Source organism: Gordonia metallireducens (assembly GCF_021245825.1).
Taxonomy (GTDB): domain Bacteria; phylum Actinomycetota; class Actinomycetes; order Mycobacteriales; family Mycobacteriaceae; genus Gordonia; species Gordonia namibiensis.
Genome location: NZ_JAJQJP010000050.1, coordinates 54,235 through 75,687 on the forward strand (window position 1 = coordinate 54,235; position 21,453 = coordinate 75,687).

General features: G+C 67.2%; 20 protein-coding genes. 12 read left to right on the forward strand and 8 right to left on the reverse strand.

Annotation, left to right across the window (positions count from 1 at the left end):
- Positions 1 to 7: 7 nt before the first annotated feature.
- Positions 8 to 406 carry a 30S ribosomal protein S8 gene (gene rpsH / locus LQD00_RS19305; protein WP_006360199.1) on the reverse strand — a complete coding sequence of 133 codons (399 nt, stop codon included), beginning with the start codon at positions 404 to 406 and terminating at the stop codon, positions 8 to 10.
- A gap of 266 nt (positions 407 to 672) precedes the next feature.
- On the opposite strand from rpsH, the gene LQD00_RS19310 reads away from it, so the two are divergent.
- The 9 genes from LQD00_RS19310 to LQD00_RS19350 all read left to right on the forward strand — a co-directional run bounded on the left by LQD00_RS19310 (position 673) and on the right by LQD00_RS19350 (position 12,080).
- The gene (locus tag LQD00_RS19310; protein ID WP_232718851.1) at positions 673 to 1,761 is read left to right on the forward strand and encodes a PQQ-dependent sugar dehydrogenase; all 1,089 of its coding nucleotides are present in this window, start codon (positions 673 to 675) and stop codon (positions 1,759 to 1,761) included.
- 144 nt (positions 1,762 to 1,905) lie between these two features.
- Positions 1,906 to 2,532: a hypothetical protein gene (locus LQD00_RS19315; RefSeq protein WP_232718852.1), complete on the forward strand. Its 627-nt coding sequence runs from the start codon at positions 1,906 to 1,908 to the stop codon at positions 2,530 to 2,532.
- 258 nt (positions 2,533 to 2,790) lie between these two features.
- On the forward strand, positions 2,791 to 3,120 hold the full coding sequence (locus tag LQD00_RS19320) for a cupin domain-containing protein (RefSeq protein WP_006360202.1): 330 nt from the start codon (positions 2,791 to 2,793) through the stop codon (positions 3,118 to 3,120).
- Positions 3,121 to 3,301: 181 nt separating this feature from the next.
- Entirely contained in the window at positions 3,302 to 7,060 is a 3,759-nt protein-coding gene (locus tag LQD00_RS19325) for a nitrate reductase subunit alpha (RefSeq protein ID WP_232718854.1), read from the forward strand.
- Positions 7,060 to 8,739, forward strand: coding sequence for a nitrate reductase subunit beta (narH, locus tag LQD00_RS19330; RefSeq protein WP_232718856.1), 1,680 nt, complete (start codon positions 7,060 to 7,062; stop codon positions 8,737 to 8,739). The genes LQD00_RS19325 and narH overlap by 1 nt, the downstream gene beginning before the upstream one ends.
- Positions 8,736 to 9,425, forward strand: coding sequence for a nitrate reductase molybdenum cofactor assembly chaperone (gene narJ, locus LQD00_RS19335; protein ID WP_232718859.1), 690 nt, complete (start codon positions 8,736 to 8,738; stop codon positions 9,423 to 9,425). Before narH ends, narJ begins: the two co-directional genes overlap by 4 nt.
- 8 nt (positions 9,426 to 9,433) lie before the next feature.
- Positions 9,434 to 10,183, forward strand: coding sequence for a respiratory nitrate reductase subunit gamma (gene narI, locus LQD00_RS19340; protein WP_232718860.1), 750 nt, complete (start codon positions 9,434 to 9,436; stop codon positions 10,181 to 10,183).
- Entirely contained in the window at positions 10,180 to 11,388 is a 1,209-nt protein-coding gene (locus tag LQD00_RS19345) for an MFS transporter (protein ID WP_232718862.1), read from the forward strand. The genes narI and LQD00_RS19345 overlap by 4 nt, the downstream gene beginning before the upstream one ends.
- Positions 11,389 to 11,480: 92 nt before the next feature.
- Positions 11,481 to 12,080 (forward strand): DUF4262 domain-containing protein, encoded by a 600-nt coding sequence (locus tag LQD00_RS19350; RefSeq protein WP_232718869.1) that lies wholly within the window; start codon positions 11,481 to 11,483, stop codon positions 12,078 to 12,080.
- Positions 12,081 to 12,129: 49 nt separating this feature from the next.
- Here LQD00_RS19350 and LQD00_RS19355 read toward each other — a convergent pair whose 3' ends face one another.
- Complete coding sequence (locus LQD00_RS19355) at positions 12,130 to 12,270, reverse strand: hypothetical protein (protein WP_232718871.1); 141 nt, start codon at positions 12,268 to 12,270, stop codon at positions 12,130 to 12,132.
- Between the two features lie 315 nt (positions 12,271 to 12,585).
- Between LQD00_RS19355 and LQD00_RS19360 the strand changes: the two genes are divergently transcribed.
- Positions 12,586 to 13,986 (forward strand): AIM24 family protein, encoded by a 1,401-nt coding sequence (locus LQD00_RS19360; protein WP_232718874.1) that lies wholly within the window; start codon positions 12,586 to 12,588, stop codon positions 13,984 to 13,986.
- 20 nt (positions 13,987 to 14,006) lie between these two features.
- Here LQD00_RS19360 and LQD00_RS19365 read toward each other — a convergent pair whose 3' ends face one another.
- Positions 14,007 to 14,495 carry a hypothetical protein gene (locus tag LQD00_RS19365; protein ID WP_232718876.1) on the reverse strand — a complete coding sequence of 163 codons (489 nt, stop codon included), beginning with the start codon at positions 14,493 to 14,495 and terminating at the stop codon, positions 14,007 to 14,009.
- The gene (locus LQD00_RS19370) at positions 14,492 to 15,349 is read right to left on the reverse strand and encodes a ParA family protein (RefSeq protein WP_232718877.1); all 858 of its coding nucleotides are present in this window, start codon (positions 15,347 to 15,349) and stop codon (positions 14,492 to 14,494) included. The genes LQD00_RS19365 and LQD00_RS19370 overlap by 4 nt, the downstream gene beginning before the upstream one ends.
- Positions 15,350 to 15,554: 205 nt before the next feature.
- On the opposite strand from LQD00_RS19370, the gene LQD00_RS19375 reads away from it, so the two are divergent.
- Both LQD00_RS19375 and LQD00_RS19380 read left to right on the forward strand, forming a co-directional pair.
- On the forward strand, positions 15,555 to 16,010 hold the full coding sequence (locus tag LQD00_RS19375) for an SRPBCC family protein (protein WP_127962567.1): 456 nt from the start codon (positions 15,555 to 15,557) through the stop codon (positions 16,008 to 16,010).
- Positions 16,011 to 16,376: 366 nt separating this feature from the next.
- Positions 16,377 to 19,805, forward strand: coding sequence for a hypothetical protein (locus tag LQD00_RS19380; RefSeq protein WP_232718879.1), 3,429 nt, complete (start codon positions 16,377 to 16,379; stop codon positions 19,803 to 19,805).
- A gap of 122 nt (positions 19,806 to 19,927) precedes the next feature.
- Here LQD00_RS19380 and LQD00_RS19385 read toward each other — a convergent pair whose 3' ends face one another.
- Genes LQD00_RS19385 through rplN form a run of 4 tightly spaced genes read right to left on the reverse strand, consistent with a single transcriptional unit; the run spans position 19,928 to position 21,386 of the window.
- Positions 19,928 to 20,113: a type Z 30S ribosomal protein S14 gene (locus LQD00_RS19385; RefSeq protein ID WP_232718887.1), complete on the reverse strand. Its 186-nt coding sequence runs from the start codon at positions 20,111 to 20,113 to the stop codon at positions 19,928 to 19,930.
- Between the two features lies 1 nt (position 20,114).
- Positions 20,115 to 20,696 (reverse strand): 50S ribosomal protein L5, encoded by a 582-nt coding sequence (gene rplE / locus LQD00_RS19390; protein WP_006867018.1) that lies wholly within the window; start codon positions 20,694 to 20,696, stop codon positions 20,115 to 20,117.
- A gap of 1 nt (position 20,697) precedes the next feature.
- Positions 20,698 to 21,015: a 50S ribosomal protein L24 gene (rplX, locus tag LQD00_RS19395; protein WP_005197643.1), complete on the reverse strand. Its 318-nt coding sequence runs from the start codon at positions 21,013 to 21,015 to the stop codon at positions 20,698 to 20,700.
- A gap of 2 nt (positions 21,016 to 21,017) precedes the next feature.
- The gene (gene rplN, locus LQD00_RS19400) at positions 21,018 to 21,386 is read right to left on the reverse strand and encodes a 50S ribosomal protein L14 (RefSeq protein ID WP_006434640.1); all 369 of its coding nucleotides are present in this window, start codon (positions 21,384 to 21,386) and stop codon (positions 21,018 to 21,020) included.
- Positions 21,387 to 21,453 lie beyond the last annotated feature (67 nt).

Below are 21,453 nucleotides of genomic sequence, written 5' to 3' on the forward strand. Positions count from 1 at the left end.
CCCTCCCCTACCAGACGTAGGCGAGGACTTCGCCGCCCACGCCCTGGTTGGCTGCCTGGCGGTCGGTGAGCAGACCCGACGACGTGGAGATGATGGCCACGCCGAGGCCGCCCAGCACCTTGGGCAGGTTGGTGGACTTTGCATAGATCCGGAGGCCCGGCTTCGACACGCGGCGCAGTCCAGCGATGGAGCGCTCACGGCTCGGGCCGTACTTCAGGGAGACGATGAGGCTCTTGCCGACCTCCGCATCCTCGATGCGGTAGTCGGTGATGTAGCCCTCACGCTTGAGGATCTCGGCGATGTTCACCTTGATCTTCGACGACGGGAGTTTCACCTCGTCGTGGTACGCCGAATTGGCGTTGCGCAGACGCGTCAAGAAGTCTGCGATCGGGTCAGTCATGGTCATGGTTGACCGTCAACCTTTCTCGTGGCGGTTCCCATACAGCGCCGATGAGAGGAAATCCCTCTGACCTGCGGTGGGCCTTCCACGAAGTGGATAGTTTCTTCAAGGTTCTCGTCGCCGGTGCCCTTGGCTTTTCGCCGGCACCGGAGACTATTCAGTTGTGTCCCGGGCACCTGAGGTGCACAGGCAACCGGTCTAGTGTAGGGAATCTGCTGGCCAGACCCAAATCGGGCCCGGGAGCGCCACCGAGATCGGGCACCATCGAGGGTATGGATCGCCGCCAGCTTCTCACCGCCGGGCTGCTCGGGTTCACCGGCGCCGTACTCACCTCCGGCTGCTCGGGCGCCGACGTCGTCCGCCCCTCACCGTCGCGCGACGGGCAGAGAGACACCGAGGACACGGGGAGGACAGCCGTCGAGGTGATCGCCTCGGGACTGAACGTGCCGTGGGCAATGGGATTCCTCCGCGGCGGCGATGCGTTGGTCACCCAACGCGACGACGCCACGATCGTGCGGGTGTCCGGGTCGGGCGAGGTCCGGACCGTCGGCGAGATCGGCGACGCCGCGCCTCGCGGCGAGGGTGGGCTGCAGGGCATCGCGATCGCCCCGGGCGCCGAGGACGCGGTGTTCGTCTACTACACCACCGACTCCGACAACCGGCTCGTCCGGCTGGACTTCGACGGCCGGCGACTCACCGGTCCGCGCACGCTCCTGCGCGGCCTCGACGCCGCCTACAACCACCACGGCGGTGCGCTCGTCTTCGATGCCGACGGCAGCCTCTTCGTCGCGGTCGGCGATGCAGCCGAACCCGCTGTCGCACAAGACATACGGTCCCTCAACGGCAAGATCCTACGTGTGGACACCGAGGGTCGCCCATGGCCCGGCAACCCGTTCGGCAACGAGGTCTACTCCTACGGCCATCGCAACGTGGAAGGGTTGGCATTCGACGGCGCGGGCCGCCTGTGGGCAACCGAGTTCGGCCAGAACCGGCGCGACGAACTCAACCTCATCCGGCGCGGCGGCAACTATGGCTGGCCCGAGTTCGAAGGCGAATCCGACGATCCTCGGTTCATCGCCCCGAAGGTCACCTGGACCCCGCAGGAGGCCTCGCCGGCCGGCCTCGCGATCGTCGGTGATCGCGCGTACGTCGCCGCGTTGCGCGGCCGGAGGCTGTGGGAGGTGCCCCTCGACGGGGAGTCGGCCGGTCAACCGGCGAGTCACCTCACCGACGACTACGGACGGATCCGCGCGGTGGCCGCGGCACCCGACGGTTCGCTCTGGGTGAGCACGAGCAACACCGACGGCCGCGGACAGCCCACCGATGACGACGATCGCATACTGCGCGTGATTGCCGGCTGACACGACGCCGTCGACAGCAGTCTCGCCGAAATGTCCATTCGCCCACCGCGCGTTGGTGCGATGTGTTTACGGTGGGTCTCGGATGAGGGGCCGTCGGACGGGATCTCGCCAACCGCGCGGGACGTCGGACCCAGAGAGGTCGCGATGAACCGAAGGATCACCACCACTCTCATAGCCGGTGCAGCAAGCCTGACAGTCGCCGTATCAACACTCGCCGGCGCGGGCAACGCCGCCGCACAAGGCAAGGGAGTCGAGATCACCGCCGTCGACAACAAGAACTGCACCGCCACCTTCACACTCACCAACTACACGAATTCAACTTTCTACCAACCAGATTGGTGGTTCAAGCAGGAAGCGAACCAGGACTGGATCAATGCCACCGGGAACGTCGGAGACCTGACGGCTCCGTGGCGGTACGTCAACGGGATCCCGTGGCCCATGGCCCGCTGGGTCCAACGAGAAGACGGCACCAAACTGTTTTCCCAACTCGCGCCCGGCGTGCCCCCGGCTGGTGGCGGTGTGCCGTACAACAGCAGTGCCCAACCGGACGGTTTCGTCAGCACGGCGACGGTCAATCTCAAGACCGTCACCAATCCCGCGCCACCGGCACCCTCGCCGGAGGGCACCCAAACCATCTACTACCGCATCAAGTCGGGCCCCCAGACCGCTGACCGGCGGCCGACCCCGCAGGAACTGGTTGTCACCGGCTGCCAGTCGGGATCCGGCTCTCTCGACTGGGGCTCTCTCGATTGGGGCTCTCTGCGTTTCTGACCCGCCACGCCGACGCGGCCCACGATCGTCGTCCGACCACTCCGTGGCCGGCGCGGGCATCCCCGGCGGTCACCGGTTTCCGCAGGCACCATGACGACATCGCGTATTCAGCGCGAGTTCCGCCCAGGGCAGCGCACTATTCACCAGGCCGCACATGTGTATGCCGGCGAAAGCTCCGGCAGTGTTCCGGTCGGCAACAGATCGGCGTCGATCGGCAGAACCACAACCATCGTGCGCGCCGTATGCCATCGTCGAGCCATGCACTCGACCCGGCTGCCCGAACTCGTCGACGAGCTCCTGACCACCGCACATGGGGCCAGGAGCCGTCGCGCTGCGCACACGCTGTACGGCGACTCCTCACGGCACCTGCGACAGACGGTTATCGCGCTGGTCGCCGGAGCCACGTTGTCCGATCACGAAAGCCCCACCGAGGCAACCCTTCACGTCCTCCGGGGCCACGTCTCCCTCAAGACGGGCGAGCACAACTGGGATGGCCGGCAGGGCGACCTCGTCACGATCCCTCCCGAGCGTCACGGACTCACCGCCCGCGAGGATTCCGCGGTGCTGCTGACAGTCGCCACGCACTGACCCACGACGCCGAAGCACGTCGGACCTACGCAATCGATGAGCGCAACCTGCCCTGGGGTCCGCAATTGTTCGAGTGCGGATTTGATTTCCCGACACACCATTCTTGAGATTGTTTGTCGCATTCGCGTCGAATCGAGGAAATAGCAGATATCGCCTGACACAGATGTGTATCGTGGCGCGCATGGCCCGGTCCGGCGACACTCAGGGCACTGCAGCCACTGCCCTTCTGAACATCGGCAAGTTCTTCACGCGTTGGGACGAGACCGACGACCGTCGCGCAGTATTCCGTGACGGTGGGCGCGCCGGCGACGTCTTCTATCGAGACCGGTGGAGCCACGACAAGATCGTCCGTTCCACGCACGGGGTGAACTGCACCGGTTCGTGCTCGTGGAAGGTCTACGTCAAGGACGGGATCATCACCTGGGAGACCCAGGAAACCGACTACCCGTCGGTGGGACCCGACCGACCCGAGTACGAGCCACGCGGATGTCCGCGCGGCGCCGCATTCTCCTGGTATACCTACTCCCCCACGCGTGTTCGGCACCCGTACGCGCGAGGCGTTCTCGTCGAGATGTACCGCGAGGCGAGAGCCCGGCTCGGTGACCCCGTCCTCGCCTGGGCCGATGTTGTGTCCGATCCGCTCCGGCGCCGCTCCTACCAGCAGGCCCGGGGCAAAGGCGGCCTGGTGCGGGTGAGCTGGGACGAAGCCACCGAGATGGCGGCCGCGGCACATGTCCACACCATCAAGACCTACGGGCCCGACCGGTGTGCGGGATTCTCGCCGATCCCCGCGATGTCGATCGTGAGCCACTGCGTCGGCACGCGCTTCATCCAGCTCATCGGCGGCGTCATGACGTCGTTCTACGACTGGTACGCCGACCTGCCCGTGGCGAGTCCGCAGGTGTTCGGCGACCAGACCGACGTCCCGGAATCCGGGGACTGGTGGGACGCGACCTACCTGATGATGTGGGGATCGAACGTGCCCGTCACCCGTACCCCGGACGCACACTGGATGGCCGAGGTTCGCTATCGCGGCACCAAGGTGGTCGCCGTCAGTCCCGATTACGCCGACAACACCAAGTTCGCCGACGAGTGGCTACCAGCGCAGGCCGGCACCGACGCCGCTCTCGCGATGGCCATGGGCCACGTCATCCTGACCGAGTTCTTCCGCGACCGCACGACCGACTTCTTCGACTCCTACGTCCGCACCTACACCGACCTCCCGTTCCTCATCCGCCTCGACGAGCACGACGACCAGGACACGCTGGTGGCGGGCAAGTTCGTCACCGCCGACGAAGTCGGCTCCAGCCCCACCGCCGACGAAGTCGGCTCCGGCCCCACCGCCGACGAAGTCGGCTCCGGTTACACCGCCGAGGACGTCTGGAAGACCGTGTTCTGGGACGAGGACCGCGACGGTCCCGCGGTGCCGAACGGTTCGGTGGGGTTCCGGTACGCCGAGTCCGGCGTGGGACGGTGGAATCTCGACCTCGAGGGCGTGCGGCCCGCCCTGACTCTCCTGGGTCCCGACGCGGAGCTCGTCTCGGTGTCCTTCCCGGTCTTCGACGCACCGGACGGCAGCGGCTCGGTGGTCCGCCGCGGTGTCCCGGCCCGGCGGATCAACGGCCGCCTCGTCACGACCGTCTTCGACCTGATGCTCGCGCAGTACGGCGTCGCCCGGGACGGGCTTCCCGGCGAGTGGCCCACCGGCTACGACGACGCGACCACGCCCTACACCCCGGCGTGGCAGGCCGAGATCACCGGCGTCCCGGCCGAGGCCGCGATCCGCGTCGCCCGCGAATTCGCTGCCAATGCCGAAGAGTCGCAGGGCCGCTCGATGATCATCATGGGCGCCGGAATCTGCCAATGGTTCCACGGCGACGCGACCTACCGCGCGATCCTCTCGCTGCTCATCCTCACCGGCTGTATGGGCCGGAACGGGGGCGGCTGGGCACACTACGTCGGGCAGGAGAAGTGTCGTCCGATCACCGGTTGGGTGTCGCTGGCGAACGCGCTCGACTGGTCGCGTCCGCCTCGGACGATGACCGGGACGTCGTACTGGTACATGCACACCGGGCAGTGGCGCAACGACGGATATTCCACCGCGTCACTCGCCTCCCCGCTGGCGCGCGGCTCGATGGACCACGAGCACACCGCCGACGCGATCGCACAGTCCGCGCGGCTCGGGTGGATGCCCTTCTACCCGCAGTTCTCGGCGAATCCCCTCGACGTCGCCGACGAGGCCACCGCAGCGGTCGACCGTGGAGACGCCGACGACGTGGCCGGTTACGTCGCCGACCGTCTGCACACCGGCGACCTGACACCCGCCATCTCCGATGTCGACGCGCCGGAGAACTGGCCGCGAACTCTCGTCCTGTGGCGGTCGAACCTGCTCGGTTCGTCGGCCAAGGGCAACGAGTACTTCCTGCGGACTCTGCTCGGCACACATCACAACGTGCTGGGGACCGAAGATCCCGAGGCACCGCGTCCGAGCGAGATCCGGTGGCATGACCGGCCTCCCGAGGGGAAACTCGACCTGCTGCTGTCCGCCGACTTCCGCATGACCTCCACGACGCTGTTGTCCGACATCGTGCTGCCTGCGGCGACCTGGTACGAGAAGTACGATCTCTCGTCCACCGACATGCACCCCTTCGTCCATGCGTTCACCCCGGCCATCGCTCCCCCCTGGGAGGCGAAGTCGGACTTCGAGCTGTTCCACCGGCTCGCCCGCAAGTTGTCGGAGCTCGCGCGGACGCACCTCGGGACACGTCACGACCTCGTGAGTGCGCCGATGCAGCACGACACCCCCGGGGAAACCGCCCAACCGCACGGGCGGGTCGTCGACTGGCGCGACACCGGCGTGCGTGGCACACCTGGTCGGAACATGCCGAACTTCAGTGTCGTCGAACGTGATTACACGGCGATCGCCGACAAGCTCGCGACGATCGGACCGCTGGCCGACACTCTGGGCTTCACCGTCAAGAGCGTGACCTACCCTCTCGAGGAACACACGCGGACGCTCGCCGAGGCCAACGGCGTCATGCCGAGCGGTGCCGGCGAAGGCCGCCCGGCGATCGACACCGACGAGAAGCTCGCCGAGGCGATCCTCACGCTGTCCGGCACCACCAACGGCGCACTCGCGGTGGCCGGTTTCGAACAGCTCCAGACCCGCGTGGGTGTGCAACTCGACGACCTCGCACGGGGTTCGGAGGAGAAGCGGATCAGGTTCGCCGACACCCAGAAGGCACCCGTTCCGGTGATCACCTCGCCGGAATGGTCCGGCTCCGAGACCGGCGGTCGGCGGTACGCCCCGTTCACCGTGAACATCGAGCGGCTCAAGCCTTTTCACACACTCACCGGACGCATGCACTTCTACCTCGATCACGACTGGATGATCGACATGGGCGAGTCGCTGCCGATCTACCGACCCCCACTGGACATGCACCGACTGTTCGGCGAACCGCGACTCGGTCCCGACGGCGCGCGCGAGATCACGGTGCGTTACCTGACGCCGCACAGCAAGTGGTCGATCCACTCCGAGTACCAGGACAACCTGTTCATGCTGTCGCTGTCGCGTGGTGGTCCGGTCGCCTGGCTGAGTCCGCAGGACGCCGCGTCGATCGAGGTGTCCGACAACGACTGGATCGAATGCGTCAACGCCAACGGGGTGTTCGTCTGCCGCGCGATCGTGAGTCACCGGATGCCCGAGGGCGTCTGCTACGTACATCACGCGCAGGAGCGCACCATCGACGTACCCAAGTCGGAGGCGACCGGGCGCCGCGGCGGAATCCACAACTCCCCCACCCGACTTCTCGTCAAACCCACTCACCTCATCGGTGGATACGCCCAGTTGTCCTACGCCTTCAACTATCTCGGCCCCACCGGCAATCAACGCGACATGGTGTCGACGATCCGCAAGCGCAGCCAGGAGGTGACGTACTGATGCGAGTCATGGCCCAGGTCGGGATGGTGATGAATCTCGACAAGTGCATCGGATGCCACACCTGCTCGGTGACCTGCAAGCAGGCCTGGACCAACCGGTCGGGCACCGAGTACGTGTGGTTCAACAACGTCGAAACCCGTCCCGGGCAGGGTTATCCACGGCGTTATGAGGATCAGGACACCTGGCGCGGTGGATGGCGACTCAACCGCAACGGGAAGTTGCGGTTGCGCACCGGGGGACGGCTCCAGAAGCTGTTGACCCTGTTCGCCAGTCCCGTGCAGCCCACGATCAACGACTACTACGAGCCGTGGACCTACGACTACCAGACGCTGATCGATGCCCCGCTCGGTGACGACTTCCCCGTCGCGCGTCCCAAATCCCTGCTCACCGGCGAGGACACCAAGGTGACCTGGTCGGCGAACTGGGACGACAACCTCGGTGGCGCAACAGAACACGTGCCGCACGACCCCATCGTCGAGAAGCTCCGGCGCGACAGCGAGGACGCGGTCAAACTCGGGTTCGAGCAGACCTTCATGTTCTATCTGCCGCGGATCTGCGAGCACTGCCTCAATCCTTCGTGCATGGCGTCGTGCCCGTCCGGGGCGATCTACAAGCGCAGCGAGGACGGGATCGTGCTCGTGGACCAGGACCGGTGCCGCGGCTGGCGTCAGTGCATCACCGGATGTCCGTACAAGAAGATCTATTTCAACCACAAGTCCGGTAAGGCCGAGAAGTGCACCCTGTGCTATCCGCGCATCGAGGTGGGTCAACCCACCGTGTGTTCGGAGACCTGCGTCGGACGCCTGCGCTACCTCGGGATCTTCCTGTACGACGCCGACGCCGTCACCGCGGCCGCGTCCACCCCGGATGAGCAGGATCTTTACGGGGCCCAACTCGATCTGATGCTGGACCCCGACGACCCCGAGGTCCTCGCGGCGGCTCGGGCCGACGGGATCCCCGACGACTGGCTGGCGGCGGCGCGCCGCTCACCGGTGTACGCGCTGGCCAAGAAGTATCGGGTCGCACTTCCGCTGCATCCGGAATACCGCACCATGCCGATGGTCTGGTACGTCCCGCCGCTGTCCCCGATCGTCGACCTGCTGGCCGAGCAAGGACACGACGCGGAGAGCCCGGGAACCCTCTTCGGCGCCATCGAGGCGCTGCGTATCCCGGTCGAGTACCTCGCCGAACTGTTCACCGCCGGTGACACCACCGTCATCGACTCGGTGTTGCGCCGCCTCGCGGCGATGCGGTCGTACATGCGTGATGTCACTCTCGGACGCGATCCCGACGGCGACATCCCCGCCGCCGTGGGGATGACCGAGGAACAGATCTACGAGATGTACCGGCTGATGGCGATCGCGAAATACGATGAGCGGTACGTGATCCCGACTGCCCATCTCGAGCAGGCCGAGAAACTCGACGAAATGGCCTGCGCGCTCGACTACGACGAGGGACCGGGGATGTTCGACTCGTCCGCGTTCGGCGAGGCCAGCGGTCGTCCGGCGCCGGTCTCGGTGGAGACCTTCCACGCGCTACGGCAACGTCAGACCACCGACACCGCGGCCGGGTCCCACACGATGGCCGGTCGTACCAACCTGTTGAACTGGGACGGCAACGGCGTTCCCGACGGGATGTTCCCGGACCGCGCCGAGAACGAACGGGGTGAGCGCGGATGAGAACGCTCTCCCTCTTCGACCGAGCCGCACGAACATCGACGGGTGTCCGGGTGATCCACCAGATCAGCTCCTGGTGCCTGGGCTATCCCGACGACGACCTGCTCTCCCGGATCGACCTCATGCGCGCCGCTCTCGACGAACAGGGCGACGAGGCCGCGGTGCGGTCGCTGCGGCGCACGGTCGACCATCTCGCCGACGGGGACGCGATGACCCTGCGTCGCGACTACATCACCCTGTTCGACCTGTCGAAGCGATCCACCCTGTACCTGTCCTACTGGTCGGACGGCGACACCCGTCGGCGCGGAACCTCACTCGGCGAATTCAAGCAGGTCTACCGGGACAGCGGGTTCCTCGTCGACCTCCACGGTGAGCTTCCCGACCACCTCCCGATCGTCCTCGAGTTCAGCGCGCGGGCCGATCCGCGACGCGGCATCGAACTACTCGAAAAGCACCGAGCGGCACTCGAACTCATCAAGTTCTCGTTGCTGGAGTCGGACTCACCCTATGCCGGTGCGGTGGCTGCGGTGTGCATGACGCTGCCGAGTCCGTCGCCGCCCGACCGCGAGACGGCACTGGCCCGATGCCGGCCGGTCCCCGTCGAAACCGTGGGCCTGGAACCGTTCGATCCGCGGTTGCTCCCCATCGATCCGACCTCATCACGACCCCCGATCCCGAACCGACCGTGAGGTGACGCGTGGACATCTTCCTCTGGGGCGTACTGCCGTACGTGACGCTCGGGCTGCTGATCGGCGGCACCGTCTGGCGGTACCGATATGACAAGTTCGGCTGGACCACGAGGTCGTCGGAACTCTACGAGTCCCGTTTGTTACGAGTCGCCTCGCCGCTGTTCCACTACGGGATCCTCGTCGTCATCGTCGGCCACGCGATGGGCCTGCTGATCCCGGAGTCGTGGACCGAGGCGATCGGTGTCAGCGAGACGACCTATCACTGGGGCGCGGCGATCTTCGGGTTGCTGGCGGCGGTCGCGACGCTCGTCGGTGTGGGCATGCTCATCTACCGGCGCCGTACCACCGGTCCGGTGTTCATGGCCACCACCAGGAACGACAAAGCGATGTATCTCGTGCTCACCACCGCACTGATCGCCGGGACCTACATCACGATCATCGGTACTGCGGACCCGCACGCACACGGCGTGAACTACCGGGAGACCGTGTCCCCATGGTTCCGGTCGATCTTCGTTCTCCAACCGGATGTCTCGGCGATGGTGCAGGCGCCGTTGCGTTTTCACGTGCACGTCCTGATCGGGATGCTCCTGTTCGCGATGGTGCCCTTCACCCGGCTCGTACACATCTTCACCGCTCCCGTGCACTACCTGTTCCGGCCGTACATCGTCTACCGGAGCCGAGACCGCCGCCCGGCGCCGGGCAACCAGCCGGCGCGTCCCGGCTGGGCCCCGGTCGGGGTGAAGGACCGTGACCGATGACGGCCGACATCGCGGCCACCCGGACCACGACCGGGTCGCAGGCGATCAATCTCGCGCTCGCGACGTGGGCCTTCACGATCAGCTTCTGGGCCTGGAATCTCATCGGTCCTCTCGGAGTGGTCTACACCGATCAGCTCGACCTGTCGGCGAGCCAGAAGTCGGTCCTCGTCGCGATCCCCGTTCTGGTGGGATCGCTGGGCCGCATCCTCACCGGCGCCCTGACCGACCGCTTCGGCGGGCGTCTCATGTTCACGGTGCTCCTGGTCGTCACGATCCCGTTCGTGTTGCTGGTGGCCTTGGCCGGTCGCCTCGCGAGTTACCCCTTGCTTCTCGTCGCCGGGTTCCTCCTCGGCGTCGCCGGTACGACGTTCGCGGTGGGTATCCCCTTCGTGAACGCCTGGTACGACAAGTCGCGTCGCGGCTTCGCCACCGGGGTGTTCGGAGCCGGCATGGGCGGCACCGCGCTGTCGGCGTTCTTCACCCCCCGATTCGTGTCGTGGTTCGGCTACGTCGCCACCCACGTCATCATCGCGGTGGCGCTGGCGGCGACCGCGGTGGTCTGCTGGATGTTCCTGCGCGACTCACCGCGCTGGGTCCCGTCGCACGACTCCGTGGTGCCGAAGCTCATCGGCGCTGCGAAGCTGCCCGTCACCTGGCAACTCGGCTTCCTCTATGCCGCCACGTTCGGCGGCTTCGTCGCGTTCAGCACCTACCTGCCGACCTATCTCAAGGACGTCTACGACTTCGATCTGCAGGCGGCCGGCACCCGGACCGCGGGTTTCGCCATCGCCGCCGTGCTCGCCAGACCGCTCGGCGGAATCCTGTCCGACCGGTTCGGGCCGCGGATCATCACGGTGATCTCGTGCGCCGGGGCGGTGGTCCTCGCCGTCTGGATGATGACCACACCCCCGTTGGAGATCCCGGCGGGCATCGACTTCGTGCTGATGGCGATCTGCATGGGCCTCGGATCGGGGTCGGTGTTCAGCTGGGTCGCCCAGGCCGCACCGGCCGAGAGGGTGGGTTCGGTGACCGGCATCGTCGGGGCCGCCGGCGGGGTGGGCGGCTTCTTCCCGCCGCTGGTCATGGGTGCCACCTACGACGCCGCCGCCCACAGCTACACCACCGGCCTCGCGCTGCTCGCGGTGTTCGCCGCAGGTGCGATGGTGTTCACGATCTTCGGCATCCGCGGAAGGCCGGCCGACTGAGCCCGCGCCCGACCGGCACTCGGGCTTCGACGATCAAAGTTGTCGGACCCCCGTGGTGTCATGGTCGCACCCTTCGAACAAAGGAGCGATCCATGTCAGACCACGCTGCCGCAATCCGAGGTCTGCCCCGGTGGCATCCCAATCCCGTCATCCGCTCGACCCTCGAGACCATCCGCCGCTGCGGCTGGCAGGTGACCTCCGTCGGCGAAGGGTTCCCCGAGGCCGGCAGCCGCGAGGCCGACTGCGGGTTCTCCTACACCGCCGGGCTCTCGTTGCATTCGATCCCCGAGCTCGCCGTCTACGGCGTCGACCCGCTCACCGCACATCACGTCCTGAACGAACTCGGCGACCTGCTGCACCGCGAGGACTGGCGCGACCTGGTCGCGACACAGACCGACATCCGTCTGCAGACGGTCGCGGTCTCGGTGCGGCTGATCGAACAGGTCGACAAGGACGAACTCATCCTCGCCAACCTGCTGTTCCCCGATTCCCCGACGCTGCAGGTGGTCTGGCCGGACGAATACGGCCGGTTCCCTTGGGAGGATGGATACGTCCTGCTGCCGATGCATCAGCCGGTGAAGGGCATCCCGGATCTCTCGGCGCACGCGCGGCGGGCCGCCCATGTGATCACCATCGAGACCGGACCCGACCGCACCCGACCCCGCCGGGGCCGCCGCATCTCGGGGCACTGACGCCCGGATATCCGTTGCCCGTCTTGAAGACTGACGGAGGCTCCTGACATCAGAGGGTCGGCCGTCGGGTGTCGTATCCCTCCCGATACCTCACCCGGCGGCGCCCGTCTCCCACGACGACGAGAACCGTGAGGACGATGATCGCGAACAGGACGAGACCGCACCCGATCGCCAGGAGTGCTGCGGCCATGACGCCCCCTCACCTCGCTCCACAGACGCGAACCACGTTGCGGCACCGTTCAATCGCCCCGGATGCCCCGGTGACGAACTGTTGCCGAACATGGTTACGCGGAACCGTTGGTGGGCGCCACTGATTTTTCGGCGGCAGATGAGGCCGCTGCGCTGAGAACCGCCCCCGCGCAGCCCCCAGCGGGCACCGGCGAGACATCGTCCGCCGCATCGCTCTGGAGAGCACTTCCCCCGGGGGGGGGCGCCTCCCATCGGGGGCGCGCCGGTCGGTCAGTGGAGCGATTTACTCGCTCAGCCGAGTTGGCACAATGGACGCGTGCTCACGCTGTCCGCCGGAGAGAACCGCCCGTTGCCGTCGTCGGCCGTGACGGTGTCGGTACGTTCCGCGTCGCCGGTCAACACCTCGGCGATCCTGCTCACCGATGCCGGTCGCGTCCGCTCCGACGCCGACCTGATCTTCTACAACCAGCCCACCGGCCCGGGTGTCGGTTATCGCTCGTCGGGAGCGGTCGACATCGTCACCGTCGACACCGCCGCGCTCCCCCGCGACATCACGACGGTCGTCGTCGCCGCGAGCCTGGACGGCACCGGCCCGTCCACCTTCGCGACCGCCGGCGCCCTGACCGCGACCCTGAGCGGCGGCGGTGAGGAACTCGGCTTCACGCCGTCGGGTCTGACCAGCGAGGCCGCCGTGGTCTGTCTCGAGATCTACCGCCGCAACGACACCTGGAAGGTCCGCGCCGTCGGCCAGGGTTACGACTCCGGCCTCGCCGGTCTCGTGTCCGCATTCGGTATCGACGTCGAGGACGACCCGGCACCGCCATCACCTCCGGGCCAGCCACCGCGCGTGACCGATCCGCAGCCGTGGCCGCCCACGAATACGCCTGTCCCACACCCACAGTCACCACCACCGGCCGCGCCGGCGCCGGCCACTCCGCCCCAGCCTCCGACCACGACCCAATCAACGGGAGTCCCCATGCACAGCGATCTGTTCGCCCCGTCCCACGCCGAGGTCAACGGCCAGGGCATCCAGAAGCAAGGCAGCAAGATGTGTCGCGTCGGCCTCTCTGGCGAGGTCATGGCCCGCACCGGTTCGATGGTCGCCTACCAGGGCGACCTCCACTTCGAGGCCCTCGGCTCCGGCGGCCTCGGCCGGATGATGCGTCAGGCGATGACCGGTGAGGGTGTCCCACTGATGAAGGTCACCGGCCGGGGCGACCTCTTCCTCGCCAACGCCGCGTCGGACGTGCATCTCATCGACCTCGACGGCACCGACGGCCTCACGATCAACGGCGCGAACGTCCTCGCTTTCGATTCGACGCTCCGCTACGACATCCAGCGCGTCCAGGGCGCCGGCGCCATGAGCAACGCGGGCCTTTTCAACTGCGTGTTCACCGGCCGCGGGCGCATCGCGATCACCACCGACGGCACACCGGTGGTCCTCGACGTCGACGCCGCGACGTACGCCGACCCGCAGGCCGCGGTCGCCTGGTCGTCCAGTCTGCGGACCTCGGTCAAGTCCAACGACTCGTTCAACCTCGGCACCCTGATGGGCCGCAGCACCGGCGAACGGTTCACCCTCGCGTTCTCCGGCCAGGGCTTCGTCGTCGTGCAGCCGTCGGAGTTGCCGCCGGGCGGGTTCATCGGCGGCACGGGCGGCGGTGGGGCCGCGGGCTCCGGCGCCGGCGGGATGCTGGGCGGCATCCTCGGCCGCTGAGCCCGACGACCGGATGACACCTACCGGAAGACGCTCCCCTTGTTCTCGGACGCCTCGACGCGTTCGACGATCCAGGCGACGAGCACCTCGGGCTTGCGCTTCCGGCTCGTCTCCTTGCGGGTGTCGAGTTCCTGCTCGGCGATGATGTCGCGGAGCTGGTCGACGGTCAGTTCGCCGAGTCGCGCCGACAGCTCCTGGCCACCGCCCTCGCGGTAGACGACGAACGGATCGAACGCACCCGGTTGACGTGTCACCCGCTTCTTCGGCGCCGCCGTTCGCTTCCGCGCCGCCACGGGAGCGCCGTCGATCGCGCCGTCGACCGGCCGCAGCGCGTCGACCACCCCGGTGAGGGCCGACGCGAACCGGGAGGACTTCTCCGCCTCGGCGATGATCACGGTGGCCAGTCCCGCGATCAGCTGAGCGGCCTGCGGGTTCTTCGCGTCCAGTTGCGCGAGCGCACCGCCGACGGCCTGATATTCCATGCGGCGGCGGGTGTCGTCGGAACTCATCGGATCTTCTCCTGCGCCTCGGTCATCACGTCCATGGTCAGGCCACGGAACTGGTCGAACTGTCCGGAGTTGCCGTACTTCACCCGAAGCGTCCCGTACGACGCGAACTCCGCCGCTGCGGCAACGGAATTCGCCTCGTTGATGTAGCTGGGCAACACGTGCTGGATGGTCGGGTCACGGCGTAGGCGCATCGCCGTCGACCGGTGCACGGCCGAGTTCGCCTTGTACTTCGTGATCACCACCCCGAGCTCGACGATCGTCCGGCCGATCTCATGGCCGATCTTGCGCACCCGGGTCTGGATCTGCGGGATTCCATACGTGGACAACACATCCGGGATGGTGGGGATGATGTAGGCGTCCGCGGCGGCCAGCCCGTTCAGGGTGATGGGCCCGATGTTGGGCGGGCAGTCGATCAGCACATAGTCGTAGAAGTCGAGCACCGACTCGATCGCCTCCCGGAGGAAACCGGTGCCACCGTCGGGCACCCGCCCCTCGACACGCAGCGCACTCAGATCCTCCTGGACCTCGATGAGATCGAGCGACGATGCGAGCAGATCCACGGAGTTCACCTTCTTCACCGGTGAGACACCCCGCTCGATGGCCTCGTCGAGTCGGAAGTACCGGGTGCCCTTGACCGCATCGGAGAACAACGTGGCCAGCGTCCGACCATTCGTGTTCAGCTCGAGCCAGCGTTCCTCGCTGATCATCATGGTGGTCAGGTTGATCTGTGAGTCGAGGTCGATGAGCAGCACCCGCTGACCGAACTCGGCCGACATGTACTCGGCCAGCCCGGCGGTCACCGTGGTCTTGCCGACCCCGCCCTTCAAACTGATCGTCGCGATCACTTTGGCCATCGAAGAATCTCCGCCTTCCCTGCGGTCGTGCGTCGGCTTAAGGCAGGGAACCGGGTCGTCCCATCGCACTGATCAGCCGCCCCGGCGTGAGAGCTTAACACCACGGTGCGTAGCGAAAATGCGCACCATATCCGCACTTTCGCTGCGGATTCCCTCCGCGTGGGTAACGTCGGGGGCCACCCGCCACCACCGCAGGAGTTCGACGATGCCCGAAGCCTCCATCTCAGTCGTGATCAAGCAGCCGCCCGATGTGGTCTGGGAGTACTGCCTGGTCCCGGAGCACGTCGCGGCGCTCACGCCGGGTGTCGTCGGCATCGTGCCGGTGTCGGAGGGCCCCACTCGCGTCGGCACCACGTGGAAGGGCCAGATGAAGGCTCTGGGACGCACCGTCGACTGGGTCGGCGAGTTCACCCGCGTCGACCCCGTGAAGGCGACCGAGTTCACCTCCACCGAGTCGCCGTTCGGGTTCACCATCTCCGCGACCTTCGACGATGCCCGCGACGGGGTACGACTCACCTACCGCGTCCACAACGACGGCGTCGGGGGCGGGGCGATCGGCAAGGTCGCCGACGCCCTGGCCATCCGCACCTTCCAGCGGTCGCTGGCGGCCGGCGCCCGAAAACTGCCGCGCCTCGTCGACGAATGGGCGGCACGACGCTGAGCACCCCCGCCCGGCGGCACGACACGACTGTCGTCCGGTCGGACGGTTTTCACCACGCTCCGTAGAGCGAGGTGAAGCCGGACAACGGATCATCGCGCCGCCGACGATCCGAACCTCGGTCCGGATCGGCACCGAAAGTGCTGCACAACAGCACAACCTGGACGTCACCCGTTCAGGGGCCCGGAGGGTCGGTGCGGACGTCGATCATCCGCTGGAATCCGACCGGATGAACCCTTCCACGAAGTGTTAGTGATCGCGACGACCAGCGGCTACCGTCAGAAGCATCGACTGTGTCCGCGGTGGTGAGGTCCTCACCCGTCGTCGTTCACGGCGAATGTGCTGCTTCGTATCGAAGGTCTTCCGAAGATGACCATGTCCACTGCGCGACCCCGCCGAGTCCGGGCGCTCGCGGTCGCAGCTGCCGTGGGGTTGGCCCTCTACTCGGGAGGCCAAGCCCCCGCGACAGCTGTGCCGAACCCGTTCGGCGACGCGTCACACAGCGTCGACGCCCCGAGCTCCGGCGGTGACTCCGGCGGTGGCGACTCCAGTAGCGGCGACTCCGGCGGCAGTGGCTCCGGCAACTCCGGCGGCAGCGATTCCAGCGGAAGCGATACGGGCGGCGGCAGCGGCAGCGGTTCCGGTAGCGGGTCCGGTGGCAGCGGTTCCGGCGGTAGCGGGTCCGGGGGCGGTGACTCCGGGTCGGGCAGCACCAGGTCGGGCGATGGCGACTCCGATGGGGGTGGCTCCGGAGACGGGGGCGCTGCCGAGAGCGGGCCCGAATCCGGTAGCGACCCCGGGACGACCCCCGATTCCGGCGACACCACGGGCGAACCCTCGGGCCCGGTCGCAGAGAACGACATCTTCCCGCAGTTCCCCGATCCACCCGCCGAGAGCGACGGATCATCCGCGGGCGAGCCGGCCGTGCCGCCGGCCGCCGAGGATGCCGAGCCCGACCCGGAATCCTCGTCCGACTCCACCCCCCGACACACTTCCCTCGATGTCGACGTCAAGAAGGAGCCGGGCCCGACCGAGCCCGACACGCCCAACCACACAGGTGACGGGACCACGCCACCGCCTGCAGCCGACGCCCTGCGGCCGGGGGACACAGCCCTCGCCGCTCGAGCCGCCGACGTCACCCGATCGAAGGTCGCCGGTGAGGTGTCACCGTCCCGCAATCCGCCGCCCTGGGCGCCCCTTCTCAAGACCTCCACGCCGCCGGTCGCCGTGCCCCTGCAGCCACACGAAACCGGCGCCCTTGGCCTCCTGACGTTCCTGGGGATCAACATCCTCGGGGGTGGGAGCACCGGTGCGGCCAGCCCGGCGCCGTGGACGCTCCTGTGGTGGATACGGCGTTTCGGCACCCAGAGCCCGGTCGCCTCCGTCGAAACCCCCGCCGCCCGTGACACGTTCGGCCTGTCGACCGACCCGGACCAGTTCCTCACCGCGGCCGACGGCCCGGACACGACCGGCGCCGTCCCTCAATTCGCTCTCGTCGGCGGTCTCGTCCTCGGATCCGCGCTCCTCGGCCGCAAGCGCATGTCGGCGGCGGTGACGGTCACCGCGAACGGCCCGACACCGACCATCCCGATACCGGACAGCGAACCCGCCGAACCGACCCCCGCTCCTGCCCCGGGCCCGGCTCCGGCCGGCATCCTGCACGGCTCGTTGCGATTCACCGATCCGGACGGGAACCCGATCCCGACGACGCTGCACGGGGTCACACCCACCGGCGACCGGACCTTCCGCATGGCGAGCGGCAGTGTGCTCACCTATGACGCACCTGCGGGCACGTACACCTATACGCCCGCACTGCAGGCGCGTATCGCCGCGACCGCACCGGGAGCACCGGAATCGGCACGGTTCGACTCGGTCATGATCACCGCCGACGACGGCCGCGGCGGCACGACGCCGATCACGGTTGCACTGCCCATCACGAGCCCGTACTCGCTCGGGCAGGTGATCGTGCCGGGCTGTCAGATCGACGAGGTCGTCATCGGACTCGAGGACGTCGCCTTTGTGACCACCCAGCGCGGGGACGGGTGCACCCAGGTCTCCGTGGTCAGGCCGAAGTCCATGACGGTGGCGTCAATCCCCATCGCGGGTTCTCCCACCGAGCCCGACCGCGGCGTCGTCCTCGGCCCCGACGGTCGGGCACATCAGCTCACCGAACTCACCGAGATCGCCGGGGACACCATCCGGACATCGGTGCGGATCACCCGGATCGACCCATCCGGGGCGGCGTCGACCACAGGACCGATCCTCGGACTACCAGCGGATCACCTTCGATTCGACGACGCGGGCGTCGGATATCTGCTGACCACCTGGCCCGACGACGACGGCCGGACCTACACCTATCTCACCGCTCTGGGCCTCGACGGCATCGCATCGACCCTCCCGCGCATCCCGGGCGCCGACAGCCGACTGATCCTGCCACCGTCCGGGAAGGTGTTGGTCTCGACGTCGGACGCCGATGGAACCCGTCTTCACGAAGCCGGTGCCGGCGAGCTGTCACTCGTCGGGCAGGTGTTCGACGGTGCGGGCGGCGACATCTGGGCCCGGCACGGCGACTCGCTGTACTTTGTACGTCATCGTGTCGACCTCGACGCAATGGTCGCCACGCTCGTGATCCGTCACCCCGACGGTTCACTGGACACCGTCGACGGGATACCCGGCCGGTTGGCCTCTGTGGTCCCCACCGAGACCGCCGTCTACGTGGTGTCGCGATCACCCGATTCGGTCGTTGTCACCGCGGTACACCCCGATGGACGCAGATCGTCCGTGACTCTGTCCGGCGTCGGCGACTGCGACGCCGTCGCCGGTCCCGACGACCATCTCTACCTCCCGCTGGCGAACCCCCTCACCGGGGAGAACACCGTCGTCGGGATCTCTCCGGACGCTGTGTCCCGCGTCATGGCCTCGGGCATCGGGCAGGCCTGGGCCCGGGCCGACGAGAGTGGCAGCGTCTTCCTCACGACGACGACCCTCACGCCGGAAGGCGAGGACATCACCACGGTGACCGTCATCTGCGGTGACGGCACGAAGCGCGAGGCGCGCGTGGACGGGACCCCGGTCTCGGTTCACTTCGACCGACACGGCGCCGCCCACCTCCCGATGCTCACCACCGACCCGGCGAATGGCGACCCACTCGTCTCCCTCGCCGTGGTACGCCCCAACTCCGCGACCGTGGTGTCCGCGACGGTCGTCGGAGAACCGGCCGGTCCCCCGGCGATCGCGAACGACGGTCGCACATACCTGCCGCTGACCCGTTTCTGCCCCGAAACCCGTTGGCCGAAGACAACTCTCGTGGTCTTCCACGCCGACGGCTCGGCCATCGAAGCCGGTGATTTCTACGGCCACGCGACACACGGGCCCGTCCTCACGCTCGACGACGACGTCATCCTCCTCACCGACGACGCCGGCACCACGACGATCCGCCCGATCCGGATGGCGGCCGGCGGCGGGCGCCACGCCGCCGATCCCACCGCGGCCATGGTCTTCGACGTCACCCCCGCCATCACCGACATCGACACCGAAACCGGCACCGTGTCAGGATCGGTGGCCGACGCAGCCTGCTCATCCCGCGCACTGAGCTTTCTGACCACCGACACCCAGGTGGCACTCGATTCCGACAGTGGCACATTCGTTTTCACCCCGACCGCGGATCAGCGACGAGCGATGGCCGGGCCGGTCGCCCACGATTTCGCCGTTCTCGTCTCCGACGAATCCGGCGCGTCCACGGTGATCTCGGTGAGCGTCCCGATCGTGCCGGCGAGTCCACTCGAGACGCGCGAATAAGACTGCGCCGCACCAACCCCACCGACGCCCAACCTCACCGACACGAACCCCACCGACGCGAAACGGCCCCACCTCGGTGAAGAGGTGGGGCCGTTCGTCAAAGCGTCAGCCTTGGCTGGAAGTCACCAGCTGGACTTCTGCACGCCCGGGAGCTCGCCCGCGTGCGCCATCTCGCGCAGGCAGATTCGGCACAGGCCGAACTTGCGGAACACCGAGTGCGGGCGACCGCACTTGTTGCACCGGGTGTAGGCCCGCACGGCGAACTTGGGCTTCTTGTTGGCCTTGTTGACCAGAGCCTTCTTTGCCATGTCAGTTGTCCTTAACGTTGTTGTCCTTGAACGGGAAGCCCAGGGCACGCAGCAGCGCGCGGCCTTCCTCGTCCGTGCGGGCAGACGTCACGACGGTGATGTCCATACCCCGCGGGCGGTCGATGTTGTCGATGTTGATCTCGTGGAACATCGACTGCTCGTTCAGACCGAACGTGTAGTTGCCATTCCCGTCGAACTGCTGGTCCGACAGACCGCGGAAGTCGCGGATACGCGGGAGGGCGATGGACACGAGGCGGTCCAGGAACTCCCACATGCGGTCGCCGCGCAGGGTCGCGCGGGCGCCGATCGGCATGCCCTCACGCAGCTTGAACTGCGCGATGGACTTACGGGCGCGACGGATCTCCGGACGCTGACCGGTGATCTTGGCCAGGTCCTCGACAGCGCCGTTGATCAGCTTCGCGTCACGGGCGGCGTCGCCGACGCCCATGTTCACGACGACCTTCACGACGCCGGGGATCAGCATCACGTTGGAGTATTCGAACTGCTCGTTCAGCTGGCCCTTGATCTCCTCGCGGTAGCGAGTCTTCAGGCGCGGCTGGATCTTGGTCTCGGTAGAGGTCATGTCAGATGTCCTTCCCGCTCTTGCGCGAGATCCGGACCTTCTTGCCGGTCTCTTCGTCGACGCGGTAGCCGACGCGAGTCGGGTTGCCATCGGAATCGACGACCATCACGTTCGAGACGTGGATCGAGGCTTCCTGGGTCACGATGCCGCCGGAGGAGGCACCGCGCTCGTTGGCCGACGCGGCGGTGTGCTTCTTGATTCGGTTGACGCCCTCGACGAGGACACGCTGGGTCTTCGGGAAGGCCTGGATGACCTTGCCCTTCGCGCCCTTGTCCTTGCCCGAGATGACGATCACGGTGTCACCCTTGTGAACCTTCATGCTCAGATCACCTCCGGTGCCAGCGACACGATCTTCATGAACTTCTTCTCACGCAGCTCGCGGCCGACCGGGCCGAAGATGCGGGTACCGCGGGGATCGCTCTCACCCTTGAGGATGACGGCGGCATTCTCGTCGAAGCGGATGTAGCTGCCATCCGCACGCCGGCGCTCCTTGGTGGTGCGCACGATGACGGCCTTGACGACCTCACCCTTCTTGATGTTGCCGCCGGGGATGGCGTCCTTGACAGTGGCGACGATCACGTCACCAATGCCGGCGTAGCGCCGCGAGGAACCGCCGAGCACGCGGATGCACAAGATTTCCTTGGCACCGGTGTTGTCGGCGACCCGCAGGCGAGATTCCTGCTGAATCACTCGTTAGTCTCCTTGACCTGGCTTCTTATGTACGCCGGATTTCCGACCCGACGCACACGGTCCGTTG

Excerpts from the sequence above, each read along its gene's own strand:
- rpsH (WP_006360199.1), bottom strand. The coding sequence starts at position 406 with ATGACCATGACTGACCCGATCGCAGACTTCTTGACGCGTCTGCGCAAC.
- LQD00_RS19310 (WP_232718851.1), top strand. The coding sequence starts at position 673 with ATGGATCGCCGCCAGCTTCTCACCGCCGGGCTGCTCGGGTTCACCGGC.
- LQD00_RS19315 (WP_232718852.1), top strand. The coding sequence starts at position 1,906 with ATGAACCGAAGGATCACCACCACTCTCATAGCCGGTGCAGCAAGCCTG.
- LQD00_RS19320 (WP_006360202.1), top strand. The coding sequence starts at position 2,791 with ATGCACTCGACCCGGCTGCCCGAACTCGTCGACGAGCTCCTGACCACC.
- LQD00_RS19325 (WP_232718854.1), top strand. The coding sequence starts at position 3,302 with ATGGCCCGGTCCGGCGACACTCAGGGCACTGCAGCCACTGCCCTTCTG.
- narH (WP_232718856.1), top strand. The coding sequence starts at position 7,060 with ATGCGAGTCATGGCCCAGGTCGGGATGGTGATGAATCTCGACAAGTGC.
- narJ (WP_232718859.1), top strand. The coding sequence starts at position 8,736 with ATGAGAACGCTCTCCCTCTTCGACCGAGCCGCACGAACATCGACGGGT.
- LQD00_RS19345 (WP_232718862.1), top strand. The coding sequence starts at position 10,180 with ATGACGGCCGACATCGCGGCCACCCGGACCACGACCGGGTCGCAGGCG.
- LQD00_RS19350 (WP_232718869.1), top strand. The coding sequence starts at position 11,481 with ATGTCAGACCACGCTGCCGCAATCCGAGGTCTGCCCCGGTGGCATCCC.
- LQD00_RS19355 (WP_232718871.1), bottom strand. The coding sequence starts at position 12,270 with ATGGCCGCAGCACTCCTGGCGATCGGGTGCGGTCTCGTCCTGTTCGCG.
- LQD00_RS19365 (WP_232718876.1), bottom strand. The coding sequence starts at position 14,495 with ATGAGTTCCGACGACACCCGCCGCCGCATGGAATATCAGGCCGTCGGC.
- LQD00_RS19370 (WP_232718877.1), bottom strand. The coding sequence starts at position 15,349 with ATGGCCAAAGTGATCGCGACGATCAGTTTGAAGGGCGGGGTCGGCAAG.
- LQD00_RS19375 (WP_127962567.1), top strand. The coding sequence starts at position 15,555 with ATGCCCGAAGCCTCCATCTCAGTCGTGATCAAGCAGCCGCCCGATGTG.
- LQD00_RS19380 (WP_232718879.1), top strand. The coding sequence starts at position 16,377 with ATGACCATGTCCACTGCGCGACCCCGCCGAGTCCGGGCGCTCGCGGTC.
- LQD00_RS19385 (WP_232718887.1), bottom strand. The coding sequence starts at position 20,113 with ATGGCAAAGAAGGCTCTGGTCAACAAGGCCAACAAGAAGCCCAAGTTC.
- rplE (WP_006867018.1), bottom strand. The coding sequence starts at position 20,696 with ATGACCTCTACCGAGACCAAGATCCAGCCGCGCCTGAAGACTCGCTAC.
- rplX (WP_005197643.1), bottom strand. The coding sequence starts at position 21,015 with ATGAAGGTTCACAAGGGTGACACCGTGATCGTCATCTCGGGCAAGGAC.